Origin of the sequence: Aureimonas sp. AU40, assembly GCF_001463785.1 — a bacterium.
Taxonomy (GTDB): Bacteria; Pseudomonadota; Alphaproteobacteria; order Rhizobiales; family Rhizobiaceae; genus Aureimonas.
Genome location: NZ_BBWL01000026.1, coordinates 1 through 14,743 on the forward strand (window position 1 = coordinate 1; position 14,743 = coordinate 14,743).

14 protein-coding genes are annotated in these 14,743 nt (G+C 68.6%); 10 read left to right on the forward strand and 4 right to left on the reverse strand.

The window, feature by feature from the left end; all coding sequences use genetic code 11:
- The 4 genes from AUL32_RS08185 to AUL32_RS08200 form a co-directional block, all read left to right on the forward strand.
- Positions 1–878: BRCT domain-containing protein (locus AUL32_RS08185; protein WP_280137570.1), on the forward strand; the 878-nt coding region annotated here is incomplete at its 5' end.
- Positions 879–1,008: 130 nt separating this feature from the next.
- On the forward strand, positions 1,009–1,875 hold the full coding sequence (locus AUL32_RS08190; protein ID WP_062113587.1) for a 3'-5' exonuclease: 867 nt from the start codon (positions 1,009–1,011) through the stop codon (positions 1,873–1,875).
- A gap of 165 nt (positions 1,876–2,040) precedes the next feature.
- Positions 2,041–2,733, forward strand: a complete 693-nt coding sequence (locus AUL32_RS08195; RefSeq protein WP_061976758.1) for an AzlC family ABC transporter permease — start codon at positions 2,041–2,043, stop codon at positions 2,731–2,733.
- Positions 2,730–3,029, forward strand: a complete 300-nt coding sequence (locus AUL32_RS08200) for an AzlD family protein (protein WP_062113590.1) — start codon at positions 2,730–2,732, stop codon at positions 3,027–3,029. The genes AUL32_RS08195 and AUL32_RS08200 overlap by 4 nt, the downstream gene beginning before the upstream one ends.
- A 64-nt stretch (positions 3,030–3,093) precedes the next feature.
- On the opposite strand, the gene AUL32_RS08205 is transcribed toward AUL32_RS08200, so the two are convergent.
- Positions 3,094–4,098 carry a Tim44 domain-containing protein gene (locus tag AUL32_RS08205; RefSeq protein WP_062113593.1) on the reverse strand — a complete coding sequence of 335 codons (1,005 nt, stop codon included), beginning with the start codon at positions 4,096–4,098 and terminating at the stop codon, positions 3,094–3,096.
- 197 nt (positions 4,099–4,295) lie between these two features.
- On the opposite strand from AUL32_RS08205, the gene AUL32_RS08210 reads away from it, so the two are divergent.
- Entirely contained in the window at positions 4,296–5,492 is a 1,197-nt protein-coding gene (locus AUL32_RS08210; RefSeq protein WP_062113595.1) for an MFS transporter, read from the forward strand.
- Here AUL32_RS08210 and AUL32_RS08215 read toward each other — a convergent pair.
- Positions 5,467–6,135, reverse strand: coding sequence for a DapH/DapD/GlmU-related protein (locus AUL32_RS08215; RefSeq protein ID WP_062113598.1), 669 nt, complete (start codon positions 6,133–6,135; stop codon positions 5,467–5,469). The two genes, AUL32_RS08210 and AUL32_RS08215, sit on opposite strands and share 26 nt — an antisense overlap.
- Before the next feature lie 89 nt (positions 6,136–6,224).
- Between AUL32_RS08215 and AUL32_RS08220 the strand changes: the two genes are divergently transcribed.
- Both AUL32_RS08220 and AUL32_RS08225 read left to right on the forward strand, forming a co-directional pair.
- The gene (locus AUL32_RS08220; RefSeq protein ID WP_082659409.1) at positions 6,225–6,860 is read left to right on the forward strand and encodes an SCO family protein; all 636 of its coding nucleotides are present in this window, start codon (positions 6,225–6,227) and stop codon (positions 6,858–6,860) included.
- A 43-nt stretch (positions 6,861–6,903) separates the two neighbouring features.
- The gene (locus AUL32_RS08225) at positions 6,904–7,782 is read left to right on the forward strand and encodes a 50S ribosomal protein L11 methyltransferase (protein WP_062113601.1); all 879 of its coding nucleotides are present in this window, start codon (positions 6,904–6,906) and stop codon (positions 7,780–7,782) included.
- Positions 7,783–7,898: 116 nt separating this feature from the next.
- Here the strand turns inward: AUL32_RS08225 and AUL32_RS08230 are convergent, their stop codons facing one another.
- Together AUL32_RS08230 and AUL32_RS08235 are read right to left on the reverse strand one after the other, a co-directional pair.
- Positions 7,899–8,102 carry a hypothetical protein gene (locus AUL32_RS08230; RefSeq protein ID WP_148640085.1) on the reverse strand — a complete coding sequence of 68 codons (204 nt, stop codon included), beginning with the start codon at positions 8,100–8,102 and terminating at the stop codon, positions 7,899–7,901.
- A gap of 160 nt (positions 8,103–8,262) precedes the next feature.
- Positions 8,263–8,727, reverse strand: coding sequence for a MerR family transcriptional regulator (locus AUL32_RS08235; RefSeq protein ID WP_082639485.1), 465 nt, complete (start codon positions 8,725–8,727; stop codon positions 8,263–8,265).
- A 265-nt stretch (positions 8,728–8,992) separates the two neighbouring features.
- On the opposite strand from AUL32_RS08235, the gene AUL32_RS08240 reads away from it, so the two are divergent.
- The 3 genes from AUL32_RS08240 (at position 8,993) to AUL32_RS08250 (ending at position 14,741) form a co-directional block, all read left to right on the forward strand.
- Positions 8,993–12,880, forward strand: coding sequence for an SEL1-like repeat protein (locus tag AUL32_RS08240; protein WP_156421372.1), 3,888 nt, complete (start codon positions 8,993–8,995; stop codon positions 12,878–12,880).
- Between the two features lie 125 nt (positions 12,881–13,005).
- Positions 13,006–13,935: a sulfite exporter TauE/SafE family protein gene (locus AUL32_RS08245; protein WP_062113607.1), complete on the forward strand. Its 930-nt coding sequence runs from the start codon at positions 13,006–13,008 to the stop codon at positions 13,933–13,935.
- A complete protein-coding gene (locus tag AUL32_RS08250; protein WP_062113610.1) occupies positions 13,932–14,741 on the forward strand; it encodes a TIGR02186 family protein in 810 nt (269 codons plus the stop codon). The genes AUL32_RS08245 and AUL32_RS08250 overlap by 4 nt, the downstream gene beginning before the upstream one ends.
- Positions 14,742–14,743: the final 2 nt, after the last annotated feature.

Here is a 14,743-nt window from a genome sequence, read left to right on the forward strand (position 1 = left end):
GTCGCGCCTTGTCCGAGGCGCGACGGCAGGCCGAGGGCAAGGCCGAGCCGGCCAAGCCCGCCAAACGCAACGAGACCACCAAGGCGATCGACAATCTTCTCGGCGCCATCGAGGCGAGAAAGACCGTCTCGCTCGACCGCTTCATCTTCGCGCTCGGCATTCCTGAAATCGGGGAAGCCTCGGCCAAGGCGCTGGCGCGTCACTTCGACGATGTGCGCGCGCTGATCGAGGGCGTGGACGCCGCCGAGCGCGGGCGCCCGGGCGAAGACTGGGCGGAGCTGAGCTCGCTGAACACGATCGGCGGCGTGACCTTCGAGCGGCTCATGACGGTGGACGAGGCCAAGCTGAACGACACCGAATGGAAGCCGCTGCGCGACGGCGAGCTCGGCCTCAAGGCCAACCAGCGCGTGGCGCTGCGCGAGCGCTATGGCGAGGAAGGAGAAGGCCTGGTGGAGGCGCTGCGCCGCGCCAAGGCCGGCGCGCCGGGCGAGGCCTTCCTGCGGCTGACGCGCGACGGCGACATCGGCACGGTCGCAACCCTGTCGCTCATCCATTTCTTCGCCGAGGCGCATAATCGCGAGGCGGTCGAGGCGCTGCTGGAAGCCGGCGTCTCCACCACCAACGAGCGCGCCGCGCCGCCGCCAGCCTCTTCGCCCGTCAGGGATAAGATCGTCGTCTTCACCGGCACGCTGGAGAAAATGACGCGCGGCGAGGCGAAGGAACGGGCCGAGGCGTTGGGCGCCAAGGTTTCGGGTTCCGTGTCGAAGAAGACCGATCTCGTGGTGGCCGGGCCGGGCGCCGGCTCCAAGCTCGCGGACGCGCAGAAGCACGGGGTCAAGGTCGTCTCCGAGGACGAGTGGCTGGCGATGATCGGCTGAACCGGCCTGGGCCGGGGACGGGGGAGGCGACATGCCCGCATGATCGGTGCAGGCCCCCGAGGCGCCGCGCCCTCCTGCGGTCGGCCGCCGCTCTTGCGAAGCTGCGGCGGACGCCTTAACCATCAGTGGCATGACCATCCTCGCCATCGATTTCGAGACCGCCACCAGCGCGGCGGCCAGCGCCTGCGCCGTCGGCCTCGCCTTTATCGAGGACGGCGCGGTGACGCAGCGGTCCTATAGCCTGATCCGCCCGGCCGACCTTCGTTTCGATCCCGGCAATATCCGCGTCCACGGCATTCGCCCGCATGACGTGCTGGATGCGCCGAGCTTCCCGCAAGTCTTCGCCGGATTTGCGGATCGGTTGGACGGCGCGCTTGTGGTCGCCCACAATGCGAGCTTCGACCTGAAGGTGCTGCGCGAAAGCCTGTCGCTCTACAATCTGCCGCTGCCGCGCTTTTCCGCACTCTGTACGGTGGCGCTGTCGCGTCGGCTCTGGCCGGATTCGCCCAACCACAAGCTCTCCACCATGGCGGCGCGCTTCGGCCTGGGCTTTCGCCACCACCATGCCGGCGACGACGCCTATGCCTGCGCCACCATCGCGTTGGAGGGCGTTCAGGCCTCCGGCGCGCGGGACGTGAACGAGATGACCGACCGGCTCGGCCTACGCCGCGCCGTCACCGCGCAGCGGGCGCGGGCTGCGGGCGGCATCGCCGACCGGGCCTTGAAGGCGCAGGTGCGCCCCGCCGGCGCGGCCACCAAGGGGCCGTTCCGCTTCACCGTGCGCGGTTCGCGCGGCACGCCCTATGACGTTCTGCTCGCGCCCTTCGGCCTTGCTGGCGCCTGGCGTCTCGCCTGCTCCTGCCCCGGCGCGCGCTTTCGCTCGGAATGCCGGCATGTCCGTGCGCTGCACGAGGGCGACTTCACCGATCTCGTCCCGACCGAGGCGCCGGCCATGGTTCATCTCGAACGCTTCGTGCTGGAGCGGGCGCGGGTCTAAGAGGCTCTGCATCCTCTCTCGGTTCTCGAGGGTGGGCGTCGGACTTGCCCCTCCGTGGTGGTGCGAAGCCATTCGAGCGGGAAGGACACCGGCACGCGGCTTGTTCTTGCCCTCTGCGACGCCGTAGAAGGGCGAACCCACGCGCTCTTTCCTTCGGTTTTCCCCGTGTCCCGCTCTTCCGAATTTCGTTTGGGCGTCGCCCATTCCGCGCCGCTGCTCCTCGCGCTCATGCCCTTCGGCGCCGTCTACGGCGCGCTCGCCACGCGCACGGGCTTCGACCTTGCCGAGACGCTCGGCTTCTCGCTCACCGTCTATGCCGGCTCCAGCCAGTTCCTGGCCCTTCAAATGATCGGCACCGGTGCGCCGGTCTGGGCCATCCTGATCGGCGTCTTCGCCATCAACTTCCGCCATGTCCTCTATTCCGCCTCCGTCGGGCGGCATCTCACGCGCTTCAACGCCTGGGAAAAGGCGCTGGCCTTCTTCCTCCTGGTCGATCCGTCCTTCGCGGCGGCGGAAGCGCGGGCGAGCGAGGGGCGGGTGCGCAAGACCTACTACTTCACCTTCGCGCTAATGCTCTATGTCGGCTGGGCCTTGGCGACGCTGCTCGGCGCCTTGTTCGGGCGTTTGATCGAGAACCCTGAGCGCTACGCGCTCGACTTCGCGTTGCCGATTTACTTCCTGGCGCAGACCATGGCCTTTCGCCATCGCCGCCAGTTCTGGCCGGTGGCCGGCACCAGCGCGCTCGCGGCGCTCGTCGCCTATGCCACGCTCGGCTCGCCTTGGCATGTCACGCTCGGCGGGCTCGCCGGCATTCTCGTGGCCGCGCTGCGCAACCCCGAAAAGAGGGCCGCGCAATGAGCGAGACCTGGGTCATCATCCTCGCATCTGCCGTGCTCACCTATCTCACGCGCGTCGGCGGGCATCTTGTCCTGGCGCGGATGGAGCATGTGCCCCCACGCCTGGAAGCGGCGCTCGACGCCGTGCCCGCCGCCGTTCTCACCAGCATCGTCATGCCGGTCTTCATCGACGGCGACATCGCCGAGAAGGTGGTGATCCTCCTCTGCGCCGTCTTTGCCCTGCGCCTGTCGCTGCTCGCCACCGTCGTTCTCGGCACGGTTCTGGTGGCGCTGGCGCGCGCGGCCGGCTTGGCCTGAACCCGATACGAAAAAGGCCGCCGGCTTTCGCCAGCGGCCTTCGCATCTCTGATGCCTGGAGCGATCAGGCTTCCTGGATCGCCGAGAGCTTCCACTCGGTGCCGCGCTCGCGCACGAAGGTCCAGATCTCGGTGGACTCGACGCGCTTGCTCTCGTCGCCTTCCACCACGCGGCCCGACTGGCGGTCGCGAACCACGTCGATCATGCCGTAGCGCATGGCGACGGTGGCGTAGTCCCGCGTGCCTTCGCGCCAGCTTTCGGCCACGTCGCCCTGCAGAAGCTCGACATCGCGCGCCTCGTTGCGCACCCCGCGCGAGGCGTTCTGCGCCAGCTCTTCCGAAAGATAGGAGACGATTTCCGGCGTCGCGATCTCGCGCAGGGCTTCGTAGTCCTCGCGGCTATAGGCGGCCTGAAGAGCCTTCAGGCGGCTCTCGAAGATGTTGAGGTCCTGCTCCGAAATGCCGATTTCGTCGCCGCCCTTGCCGGGCTTGGTGGACGCGGCCGAGCGGCTGCCGAGACCGCCCATGCCGCCGAGACCACCGGACGCCGGGCTGCGACCGTTGTTGGGATCGCGACCCTCGTACATCGAGCGGTTGCCGGAGGCCGGGTTGGGGCCGCCCGCTGCCGCCGTCTGGCCCGAGCGCGAGCGGAAGAAGCGCAGCGCCAGCATGACGAGAAGACCGATCAGCGCGACCTGGACGAGAAGGCCGAGCATGCCCGCGAGGCCGCCGAAGCCCGAGCCCATCAGGAGGCCGAACAGGCCGCCGATCAACAGGCCGCGCATCATCGCGCCGCCGAAGCCGCCGCCGAACAGGCCGGAACGCTGGCCCGCCGCCGGGCGTGCCGCCGCCGCAGCGCCCGTCGCCTGGCCCGGCGTCGTCATGGAGCGCTGCACGGGCGCGACGCTCGGCGCCGTGTTGGTGGCCGGCGCGGACTGGTAGGTGCGGCCGCCGCGGCTGCCGAAGCTGCCGCCACGGCGCGCTTCCGCATAGTCCACGACCATCGTCGAGAAGACCAGCGTCAGCACGGCGAGCAAAGCCGTGAAACGTCCGGTTCGGGAGGGGTTCATGGAAGGGTCCTTCGGCAAGCGTTGAAACTGAGTAGGCTCCATATAGGAAGCCGATGACGGCGCTGAGAAGCCACAAGCCCGATTCAAGCCGGGAGAGACGATCAAGATTTCGCCATCGGCCGGTGAGGTCGCGCCTTTCGGCCCCGGGGCGAGGGGCGTATAGGTCAGCCAAACTGACCAGTTGGGATGTCCCGCCCGTGACCTTGCCCGATCTCGCCGCAACCGATGCCACGCCCCGCCTGTCACGCGGCGCGGCCTTCGCCATGGCGCTCGCCGCCGGCGCGCTCGCGGCCAATCTCTACTACGCCCAGCCCGTGGTCGCGCTGATCGGCGCCGATCTCGGCATGAGCCCGGCGGCGGAAAGCACGATCGTCACCGCCTCGCAGATTGGCTACGCGCTCGGCCTCGTTCTCCTCGTGCCGCTGGGCGACGTGGTGGAGAACCGGCGGCTCATTCTCCTCACCATGGCAGCGGCCGCCATCGGCCTCGTGGGCCTTGCGCTGACGCCCAACCTGCCGCTTCTCTTCGCGCTGACGCTCGTCGTCGGCGTCGCCTCCACCGCCGCGCAGATGATTGTGCCGCTGGCCGCGAGCTTCGCCCGGCCGGAAGAGCGGGGGCGGATCGTCGGCAACATCATGACGGGGCTTCTCGGCGGCATTCTCCTGGCGCGGCCGGTCTCCAGCTTCGTGGCGGGCTTTGCCGGCTGGCGCGGCATCTTCCTCCTGTCGGCCGTTCTGATCGCGGCCCTCGCGCTGGCCGGTCGCCGGCTCTTTCCCAGCCGGCACCCGGCGGGGCGCGAGCGCTACGGCGCGCTGATCCGCTCGCTCGGTCGGCTCTTCGTGGCCGAGCCGGTGCTGCGGCGGCGGGCGCTCTATCATGCCGCGCTGTTTGCCGCCTTCGGCCTGTTCTGGACCGGCGCGCCGATCCTCCTCCTGCGCGAGCCCTACAATCTCTCGCCGCAATGGGTGGCGCTGTTCACGCTGAGCGGCGCACTCGGCGTTCTGGCCGCGCCCGTCGCTGGCCGCATGGCGGATCGGGGGCACTCTCGGCGCGGCACGCTTCTGGCCATCTCGCTCGTGCTCGTCGCGATGGCCATCGCCTTTCTCGGCAAGCATTCGTTGGCCGCCCTGGTGGTCGCCGGCATCTTGGTGGATCTCGGCGTGCAGGCCAATCTCGTGATCGGCCAGCGCGAGATTTTCCAGCTCGACGCCTCGATCCGAAACCGGCTGAACGCGGTCTATATGACGACCTTCTTTCTCGGCGGCGCCGTCGGCTCCAGCCTGACCAGCCCGGTGCTGGAGCGCTTCGGCTGGCAGGGCGTCGCCGCCATGGGTTGCCTCTTCCCGGCGCTGGCGCTGGTCTATTTCCTCACCGGGGAGGGGCGGTCTCGCTGAGGCCGCGCTCTTCCCAGCGCGCCAGGAAATGCTCGATCGAGAGAACCTGCATGTCGGGGATAGCCTCGAACAGCGTCTCGCGCGGCCAGTCCCACCAGGCGAGGCGCAACAGACGCTCGGCGATTTCGGGCGCAAAGCGCGGGCGCAGCACCCGCGCGGGCACACCGGCGACGATCGTGTAGGGGGTGACGTCGCGCGTCACCACCGCGCCGGCTCCGACCACCGCGCCGGTGCCGACCGAGACGCCCGGCAGGATCACCGCCCCGTGGCCGATCCAGACATCGTGGCCGATCGCGACCCGCCGCGCCGCCCGCGCCTGACGAAAGCCATGGTCGACGCCGAGAAAGCGGAAATACTCGTTCGGCCGGTAGCTGATCTTATGGGTGGTGACGCGCTCGACGGGGTGTTCCAGCGCATTGAGGCGCACATGGGCGGCGATCGAGCAGAACTTGCCGATATCGGTCATCACGGCCTCGCCGCCGCGCTCGAAATAGCTGTAGTCGCCGACCGTCACGTCCCGCAGCTTTACGCGCTGCCCGATGTCGCAGAAGCGGCCGAGGCGCACCTCCTTCAGCTCCGCGCTCGGATGCTGCTTGGGTTCGTCGGCGCGGAAGCGCAGATCCGGCTCGGCGGCGTCGGTCATGAAGGCGGTCTCAATACAAAGGGCGGGAGAGCGGCTTTGCCGCCCGGCCCGGCTGATGTATCCGATGTGCCGAGACAGGAGTAAACATCATGGCCGATCCCGCCCGAACGCCCCGCCGTCGCCGCGCCGTCGCTCTGCGCTACGGGCTCTGGTTTCTCGTGGCCGCCGTTCTGGCGCTGACGATCCTCGTCTTCGCGCTCGGCCGCAAGGAGATCGAGGGCGCGATGGGCGTCAGTGCCTCGGCGCCCTATGGCTCGCCGTTCCAACTGGTGAACCAGAGCGGCGCGCCGGCGACGGAAGCCGTGCTGCGCGGCCGGCCGACGGCGCTCTTCTTCGGCTTCACCCATTGCCCCGACGTCTGCCCGACGACGCTGTTCGAACTGGCCGGCTACCAAAAGGCGCTGAAGGCCGAGGGGCGCGATCTCGGCATCGTCTTCGTTTCGGTCGATCCCGAGCGCGACACACCCGACATCCTGCGCACCTATGTCGGCGCCCTGTCGGACGACGTGACGGCGCTGACCGGCGATCCCGCGAAAGTCGAGGCCATGCTGAAGGGCTTCGGCATCTACGCCAAGAAAGTGCTGCAGGACGGCGCGGACTACACGATGGACCACACAGCCTCGGTGCTCCTGCTCGACCGGGCCGGCGTCTTCCAGGGCACCATCGCCTATGGTGAGGACCCCGCCGCCGCCAAGGCCAAGCTGGAACGCCTCAGCGCGTCCTGACCGCCCTCATCGATCAACCCGACTTTTTGAGAAGGAACCGCCCTTGGGCCAGGTTCGATATTTTGCCCGTGGCGGCAAGCAGGAGACCCAGGCGCTCTACGAGCGCCTCGACGCCGCCTTCGCCGAGGATGGCTGGCCGATCGCCCATATCGAAATCGACGAGGCCGCCGATCTTCACGAGGCGTCCGTTTATTTCGAGGGTGAGGGGGACACCGACGAAGAGACCCTGCGCGAAGCCTTCGCGCCGCTGGAGCCAACCCGCGAGGACCTGCCCGACATCGACTGGATGGCGCAGGTCCTGGCCGATTTGAAGCCGGTGCGGGCCGGGCGCTTCCTCGTCCACGGCGCGCATGATCGCGACAAGGTGCGCGCGCACGATCTCGCCATTGAGATCGAGGCGGGGCAGGCCTTCGGCACGGGCCATCACGGCACCACGGCGGGCTGCCTGTCGATGATCGAAGAGGTGGTGCGGCGACGCCGGCCGCTCAACGCGCTGGACCTCGGCACAGGCAGCGCGGTTCTCGCCATCGCCATCGCCAAGCTCGCTCATGTGCCGGTTCTCGCCACGGACATCGACCCGGTGGCGACCAAGGTGGCGCGCGAGAACATTCGCGCCAACGGCACGCACACGCTGGTGCGCGCCGAAACCGCCAAGGGCTTCGACGGGCCGACCTTCGCGGTCTATGCGCCGTTTTCGCTGATCGTGGCCAATATCCTGGCCCGGCCGCTGATGATGCTGGCGCCGGCCATGGCGCGGCAATTGGCGGCGGGCGGCGATCTCGTCCTGTCCGGCATCCTCGCCAAGCAGCGCGATGCCGTCCTGGCCGCCTACCGCGCGCAAGGGCTGTTCCATACCAAGACGCTGCGCCGCGACGAATGGGTGACGCTGCACCTCACGCGCAACGACCGGCCGTTGGCCTGAGGGGCCAAGCGGGAGCGGACCTTGCTTCACAAACGAAACGAGCCCGGACGCAAAGCTTGCGGCCGGGCTCGCGAGAGGGGAAGTGGGGAGGGCCCGGCTAGGTCGGGCCGACGGGCTTAGAAGCGCTGGGGTGCGGCCGATTCGAACATGGAGCCGCGCAGACCGGACATGGCGGTCAGCGGGTCCATCTCCAGAAACACGGCGCGGCCGCTCTGGATCGAACGATTGGACGGACGCGAACGGTCGGCACCGGCAGGGCGGCGCGAGGAGTAGCCGAGATGCGCCGGCATGGCTCCATGGCGTTCGGTTTGGGCGGTCATCATAAAAGCCTCGATAGGATATGGGGTTTCTTCAACTCCCACTCCACATATGATGCACTGCAACACGAAGAGCTATGCCTCGCATTGCATATCTCGCCTTACCCAAATGCAGGGCTGTTTCTTCAATATCTTCATACTTCTTTCATGAAGCATGATCGCTTCAGCTCATCGTTTCCAGCCGGGCGCGAACGAAGGCGGTGGTGAGGCGCATGGCCTCCAGCGACTGTTCGATCTCGCGCCTTTGATCCTCCAGGATCTGGCGCTGCTCCTCGAACCGCACCAGCGCGGTCTTCAGCTGCTTGCGCGGCCCGTCGGGTTGGTGGTGGAGGTCGATCAGCTGCTTGGCCTCCGTCAGGGAGAAGCCTAGAAGCTTGGCGAGCAGCACGAGCCGCAGCCGCATCCGGTCCTGGCGCGAATAGATCCGGGTCGTGCCGCGCCGGTCCGGTGAAAGAAGACCCCGGTCCTCATAGAACCTCAGGGTGCGCAAGGTCACCCCGAACTCGCGCGACAAGTCGCCGATCCGGAATTCGCTCGGGCCTCCGCCGGCCGGGTCGTCGCATTGGAGCAGTTGCTCCGCCGTGATGCGAAACTCCTGCTCGTTCGCGTCCTCAATCGGATTTGTCATGCTTTTTCACGCTTGGCCGCGCGCCTGCTTGCTATCGGTTTCGACCGGGCCCGAGATCGCCCATCGGATCGCTGGATTTTGTATTAACTTTCACCGATCGCATACAAGCGGCTTGCCGTCAGGAATCCAGCTTCAGTCCCGGTTGTCTTTATATTCCCTTAACGCAGAGGTTGGATCTTAAGCGATCGTCAACCTAGCGGCAGTGCGGCGCCATCCCTACGCGGGCGTCAGAGCCGATCGGACTTTGGACGAAGAGGAAGACGGCATGTCCCGCAACGATCCGCATCTGAAGGCACGCTCCGATGCCGAGGCGCAGGTCGCCGAAGGCTCGTTCAAATCTTTGTCAAAAACGCTGGAAGACCTGGAAGCCCGCCTGACGCGGCTTTCCATGGGCAAGCGGCCCGTCGAGGACGATGCGGAAACGAAGGCCGAGGAGCAGCCGGCGCGCGACGCAGCGGCGCGGCTTCGCTCCATTGCCGCCGCTCGCCGCGCAACGCGCCCCGCTCTCGACGCCGCGGCCTCGCCCCTCGCGCTGGAGCGGCAATTGGACGCGGACCCGGCTGCGGGCCGGGTCGCCAAACGCCCTGCCGCCACCACGGCCAAGCCGGCCACCGACAAGCGCCTCGGCGTGTTGGCGGGCGAGGTCGGCGATCTTCAGGCCCAGGGCGCGACGTTGGCGATCGTCAAGGATCTGGCGGCCGATGTCAGCGCCTTGCGCAGCGAGATCCAGACCAGCCTCACCGGCGCGCATCTGACGCAGCGCTTCGAGGAGATGCGCGGCTCGCTCGGTCAGATCAAGCGGCTGATCGGCGAGAGCAAGGGCGCCGACCAGATCGGCGCCGAGATCTTCGCGCTCATGGAACAGCTCACCGAGCTGACCGCCAGCAATGCCGACCAAGCCTCGCTGATGGAGCTGCGGGCCGAGCTCGACACCGTGTCCACGCTGGTCACGCAGATGGCGCGCGAGGAATCCGTCCAGGCCGTGCAGAAGCGCTGGGACGATTTCGAGGCGCGCATCACGGACCGGATCGAGCTGGACAACCAGTCCAAGCGCGACCTGCGGGTGGAGCTGGAGCGCCTTCGCGGCTCGCTGCGCTCGCTTTCGACCGAAGAGCAGATCCTCGCCGTCCAGCAGCGCTGGGAGGAGTTCGAGGCGCGCTATGTCGACACGGTCCGCACCCAAACCGAGGAAACGCTGACGCGTCTTCTGAAGGGCGAACTCGACACGCTGCGCGCCAAGCTCGACGAGATTTCCTCGGAGGCCAGCGGTGCCGCGCTCGAGGCCCGTTTCGAGGCCATGGCCGAGAAACTGCCGATCAAGGCGCTGGAAGCGGGCATCAACCGCCTGTCGGAGCGTATGGGCGAGATCGAGCTGGCGCTTGTCGGCCTGCCCGAGATCCTTCAGATCGACCAGATGGAAGCGCGCATCCAGGCGCTGGCGGACAGCGTCGAGACGCTGGCGGCCGAAATGCGCGAGCCCGATCTCAGCCATTTCGCCGTTCTGGAAGAGCGCCTGGACGAAATTTCCGCCGCGATCCTGACCGGCGGCCTGTCCGGGGCCGCCGCCGGCGCGGCCGGTCCGCTGGAGCGCATTGAGGCGCGCGTCACGGAACTCGCCGGCCGGGTGGACCGGATCGCCGAGACCGGCGACGCCGAGTTCCTGTCGGCGCAGCTCGCCGCCATGTCGGAGCAGATCGAGGAGCTTTCCGCCCAGCCGGCGGTGAACGAGCTCGGCGCGCGCATCGACCGCCTGAGTGAGCGCGTCGAGCGTCTGTTCAGCACGGCCGGCGGCGAGATCGCCTCCAACGCCCTGGAAGCCCGCCTTCAGGCGCTGGCCGAGCGGCTGGAACAGTCGGCCGGCGCGGTGGGCGTCGACAATGACGTCATCCGCTCGCTCGAATCGCAGATCGGCCGGCTGGCCGAAGTGCTGGCCGGCGTGCCCGCGCCGCTCGACGGCGATTCGGCTGAAGTCGCGCGTCGCCTGGAAGCGCTGGAGCGCAAGTTCGACAAGGATCGCGACAGCGTCATCGCCGCCGCTAGCGCCGCCGCCGAAGAGGCCGTGCGCCGGATGCAGGATGGCGAGGACACGCGCCAGAACGGCTATGTCCGCGATCTCGCCGGCGACCTGCGCCGCCTGGAAGACCTTTGCCGCAAGTCCGACGAGCGTGCGGTCGGCGTGTTCGACGCGGTTCACGCCACGCTCATCAAGATCGTCGAGCGCCTGACGGCGATCGAGGGCGATCTGCGCGCCGAGAGCGCCGCCGGCCGCTCCGGCCCGGTTGCCGCCCCGGTTGCAGCCTTCGCGCCGATCCCGCCTCAGTCCGTATTCGCCGACGCCGCGCCGGAGGCCGCGTCCGAGGAGCCCAAGGGGCTGCGCGGCGCGCTGGCACGCCGCCTGCGCCGGGCCGACAAGGCCGTGGCCGAGCCGCAGCCGAGCCTTGCCGAGCGGGTTCGCCCGGTCGCTCTCGTTCCCACAGTCCAGCCGCCCTTTGCCGAGGCGCGCGCGTCCGAGCCCTCGCTCGAGATCGACGCGCCGTCGCTGGACGCGGCCGACAGCTTCGTTTCGCGCGAGGCTGATCGCCCGCTCGAGCCCGGCTCCGGCGCGCCCGACATCGCCGCGCTGATCGAGCGCGTGCGCACCCAGCAGCGCGGCGGCTCGGACAGCTCCGATCCCGTCGCCAAGGCCGACTTCATCGCCGCCGCCCGCAAGGCGGCCATGGCGGCGGCGGCCGAGGCCGAGGCGCTGAAGGCCGAGCCGATGCTCGGCGAAATGGACGCCGAGCAGGGCAGCCGCCGTCGCAAGCCCATTCTGATGGCGGTCGGCGCGGTGCTGCTGGCGCTCATGGCCATTCCGCTCGGCCAGCGCTACCTCGCCTCGCAGCCGAGCGAGCCGGAAGCCCCGGTCGTTTCGCCGGCCACCCCCTCGCCGCTTTCGGATGCGCCTGCGCAGGCACCGGCCGCCATCCAGCCGGCGCCGGAGGCTCCCGTTCTTGAAGAACAGGCGCCCACGACCCCCGAGAAAACCGGCAGCCTCGACCCGCTCGCGGTGCCGGCCGGAACGCCCGATGAGACGCTGCAGGCCGATGCCGGCGCCATGACCGCCGCCCCCAGCATGGCGAGCCTCGCCGTACCGGCCGCCATGGAGGCGCAAGCCCCGGCGGCTCCGACCGAGAGTGCCGAAGCGCCCGTCGAGGCGTCGGTCGAAACGCCCGCAACGCCCCCCGCCATGCAGGCCTCCTCCTCGCTTCTGGCCTCGGCCGAGGCCCGCCTGCCGGCGGAGGCGCGCGGCGCACTGCCGACCGCGCCCGAGAAGATCGGCCCCGAAGCGCTGCGCAGCGCCGCCGCCAAGGCCGAGCCGATGGCTTTGTTCGAAGTCGGCCTGCGTTTGATGGAAGGCCGGGTCGGCCCGTCCGACCCGAAGGCGGCGATCGCCTGGTTCGGCCAAGCCGCCTCGCGCGGCTATGCGCCGGCGCAGTACAGCGTCGGCACCCTGTTCGAGAAGGGCAATGGCGTTGCCCGTGATACGGGCGCGGCGCGCGACTGGTATCGTCTCGCGGCGGACCAGGGCAACATCCGCGCCATGCACAATCTGGCGGTTCTCTATGCCACCGGCATCGAGGGCGCCTCCGAGCCCAAGACGGCGGCCGAATGGTTTCTGCGCGCCGCCCAGCACGGGATGCGCGACAGCCAGTACAATCTGGGCATTCTTTATGCCCGGGGCGTCGGCCTGGAGCAGGACCTCGGCGAATCCTACCGCTGGTTCCGCATCGTCGGCGCGGCCGGAGACAAGGACGCGCAGAACAAGATGGAGGAGGTCGGCAAGACACTGGCCCCCGAACTGCGCAGCCGGATCGACGCAGAGACCGCCGCCTGGAAGCCCGAGCCGCGCATCGACGCCGTGAACACGGTGAACCTGCCGGCGAGCTGGAACGAGAAGTCGGGCCAGACCGCCTCGGTGGACATGTCCAAGGCGATCCGCAACGTGCAGGCCATTCTCCTGAAGCTCGGCTACAATCCGGGCCGGCCGGACGGCGTTGTCGGCACGCAGACGCAGTCCGCCATCCGCAAGTTCCAGGAGAAGACGGGCCTCCAGGCCACCGGCCAGATCGACGAGCCGCTGATCCGCGCGCTTCTGGAGCGCAAGGACGCCTGAGATCCATCACGGCGCCCAAGCCATTTGACTTGACGGGAAGGGCGGCTCAAAGACTGGGCTGCCCTTTTTCGTGCCCGAACCTCACCCAACGTTCGCGAAAGCCTCCAGTCGGCGAGCCGAAATCCGTGACGCTGTACCTTCCGATCGCCGAGATCTCGGTCAACATCTTCGTCATCGTCGGCATGGGCGCGGCCGTCGGCTTCCTGTCGGGCATGTTTGGGGTGGGCGGCGGCTTTCTCATCACCCCGCTTTTGATCTTCTACAACATCCCACCCGCCGTCGCGGTCGCCACCGGCGCCAACCAGGTCATCGCCTCGTCCGTTTCCGGCGCGCTCGCCCATTACAAGCGCGGCACGGTGGACCTGAAGCTCGGCGCCATGCTCGTGGTCGGCGGCGCGCTGGGCTCGGGGGTCGGTGTCTGGCTCTTCACGCTTCTGCGCCGGCTCGGCCAGCTCGATTTCGCCGTGTCGGTTCTCTACGTCCTGCTGCTCGGCACGGTGGGCGGCCTGATGCTGGCGGAAAGCCTGCGCGCCATGCGCCGCGTCAAGGGCGGCGGCTCGGGCGAGATCCGTCGCACGGGGCAGCACAGCTGGGTCCACGGCTTGCCGTTCAAGATGCGCTTCAAGCGCTCCAAGCTCTATGTCTCGGTCGTGCCCGTGCTGGGTCTCGGCTTTGCCATCGGCGTGCTCGGCTCGGTCATGGGCGTCGGCGGCGGCTTCATCATGGTGCCGGCCATGATCTATCTCCTGCGCGTGCCGACCAGCGTCGTCATCGGTACGTCGCTGATGCAGATCATGTTCACCGCCGCCGTGACCACGGTTCTTCAGTCGGCCAGCAACGGCACGGTGGACGTGGTTCTGGCCTTTCTCCTGATGATCGGCGGCGTGGTGGGTGCGCAGTTCGGCGCGCAGGCGGGGCGCAAGCTGCGCGGCGAGCAGCTGCGCGCGCTTCTGGCGCTTCTGGTTGTCGCGGTCGCCGTGCGCCTCTTCATCGAGCTCGTCGTTGTGCCCGGCGAGATCTTCACCATCAGTCTGCCCAGCGGTGAGAGCGGATGAGGCGGCCGGCGCTCCTTCTCGGGCTGGCGCTGGCCCTCCTGTCGCCGCCGGCCGGCGCGCAGCTGCGGGCGCCCGCCGCCAACCCGCCGCCGGTGCCCGAAAGCTTTCAGATCGGCCTGTCCACCGAGACGATCGCGGTCGGCTCGAATTTCGGCGGCGCGCGGCTCGTGGTCTTCGGCGCGCTCGACAACGCCGATCCGCGCATCATGCGCCAGGGGCGCTACGACATCGTGGTGATCCTGGAAGGGCCACGCAGCAATCTCGTGGTGCGCGAGAAAAAGCGGCTCTTCGGCGTCTGGATCAATCGCGGATCGGAGCGCTTCGAGAGCGTGCCGGCCTCCTATGCGCTGGCCTCCACTCGCCCGATCCAGGACATCGCCCCCGGCGTCACGCTGCGCCAGCTCGGCATCGGCATGCAGAACCAGGCCTTCGAGCGCACCCCGCCGCGCAGCGGCGTGCCCGGCAACACGCAGGCCTATGCCGACGCGCTGCAGCGGCTGAAGAAGGATGCCGGCCTCTACAGCGAGACCTCGGGCGCCATCGAGTTCGTCAGCGCCACCCTGTTTCGCGCCAATCTCACGCTGCCGCCGGACATGCCGGTCGGCCGCCACGTCGCCCGCGCCATCCTGTTTCGCGAGGGCGTCTTCGTGCGCGAGCGCTCGGAGGATCTTTGGGTGGTGAAAACGGGGATCGAAAACCAGATCTCCGTGTTTGCCGCTCGCAACGGCGCGCTCTACGGTCTCATGGCCGTCGTGGTCGCCGTCTTCACCGGCTGGTTCGGCCGCATCATCTTCAAACGGGACTGACC

Coding starts and splice junctions, on each gene's coding strand:
- AUL32_RS08205 (WP_062113593.1), bottom strand. CDS start 4,098: ATGAACCCCTCCCGAACCGGACGTTTCACGGCTTTGCTCGCCGTGCTG.
- AUL32_RS08230 (WP_148640085.1), bottom strand. CDS start 8,102: ATGACCGCCCAAACCGAACGCCATGGAGCCATGCCGGCGCATCTCGGC.
- AUL32_RS08235 (WP_082639485.1), bottom strand. CDS start 8,727: ATGACAAATCCGATTGAGGACGCGAACGAGCAGGAGTTTCGCATCACG.
- AUL32_RS08200 (WP_062113590.1), top strand. CDS start 2,730: ATGAGCGAGACCTGGGTCATCATCCTCGCATCTGCCGTGCTCACCTAT.
- AUL32_RS08220 (WP_082659409.1), top strand. CDS start 6,225: ATGGCCGATCCCGCCCGAACGCCCCGCCGTCGCCGCGCCGTCGCTCTG.
- AUL32_RS08215 (WP_062113598.1), bottom strand. CDS start 6,135: ATGACCGACGCCGCCGAGCCGGATCTGCGCTTCCGCGCCGACGAACCC.
- AUL32_RS08240 (WP_156421372.1), top strand. CDS start 8,993: ATGTCCCGCAACGATCCGCATCTGAAGGCACGCTCCGATGCCGAGGCG.
- AUL32_RS08250 (WP_062113610.1), top strand. CDS start 13,932: ATGAGGCGGCCGGCGCTCCTTCTCGGGCTGGCGCTGGCCCTCCTGTCG.
- AUL32_RS08190 (WP_062113587.1), top strand. CDS start 1,009: ATGACCATCCTCGCCATCGATTTCGAGACCGCCACCAGCGCGGCGGCC.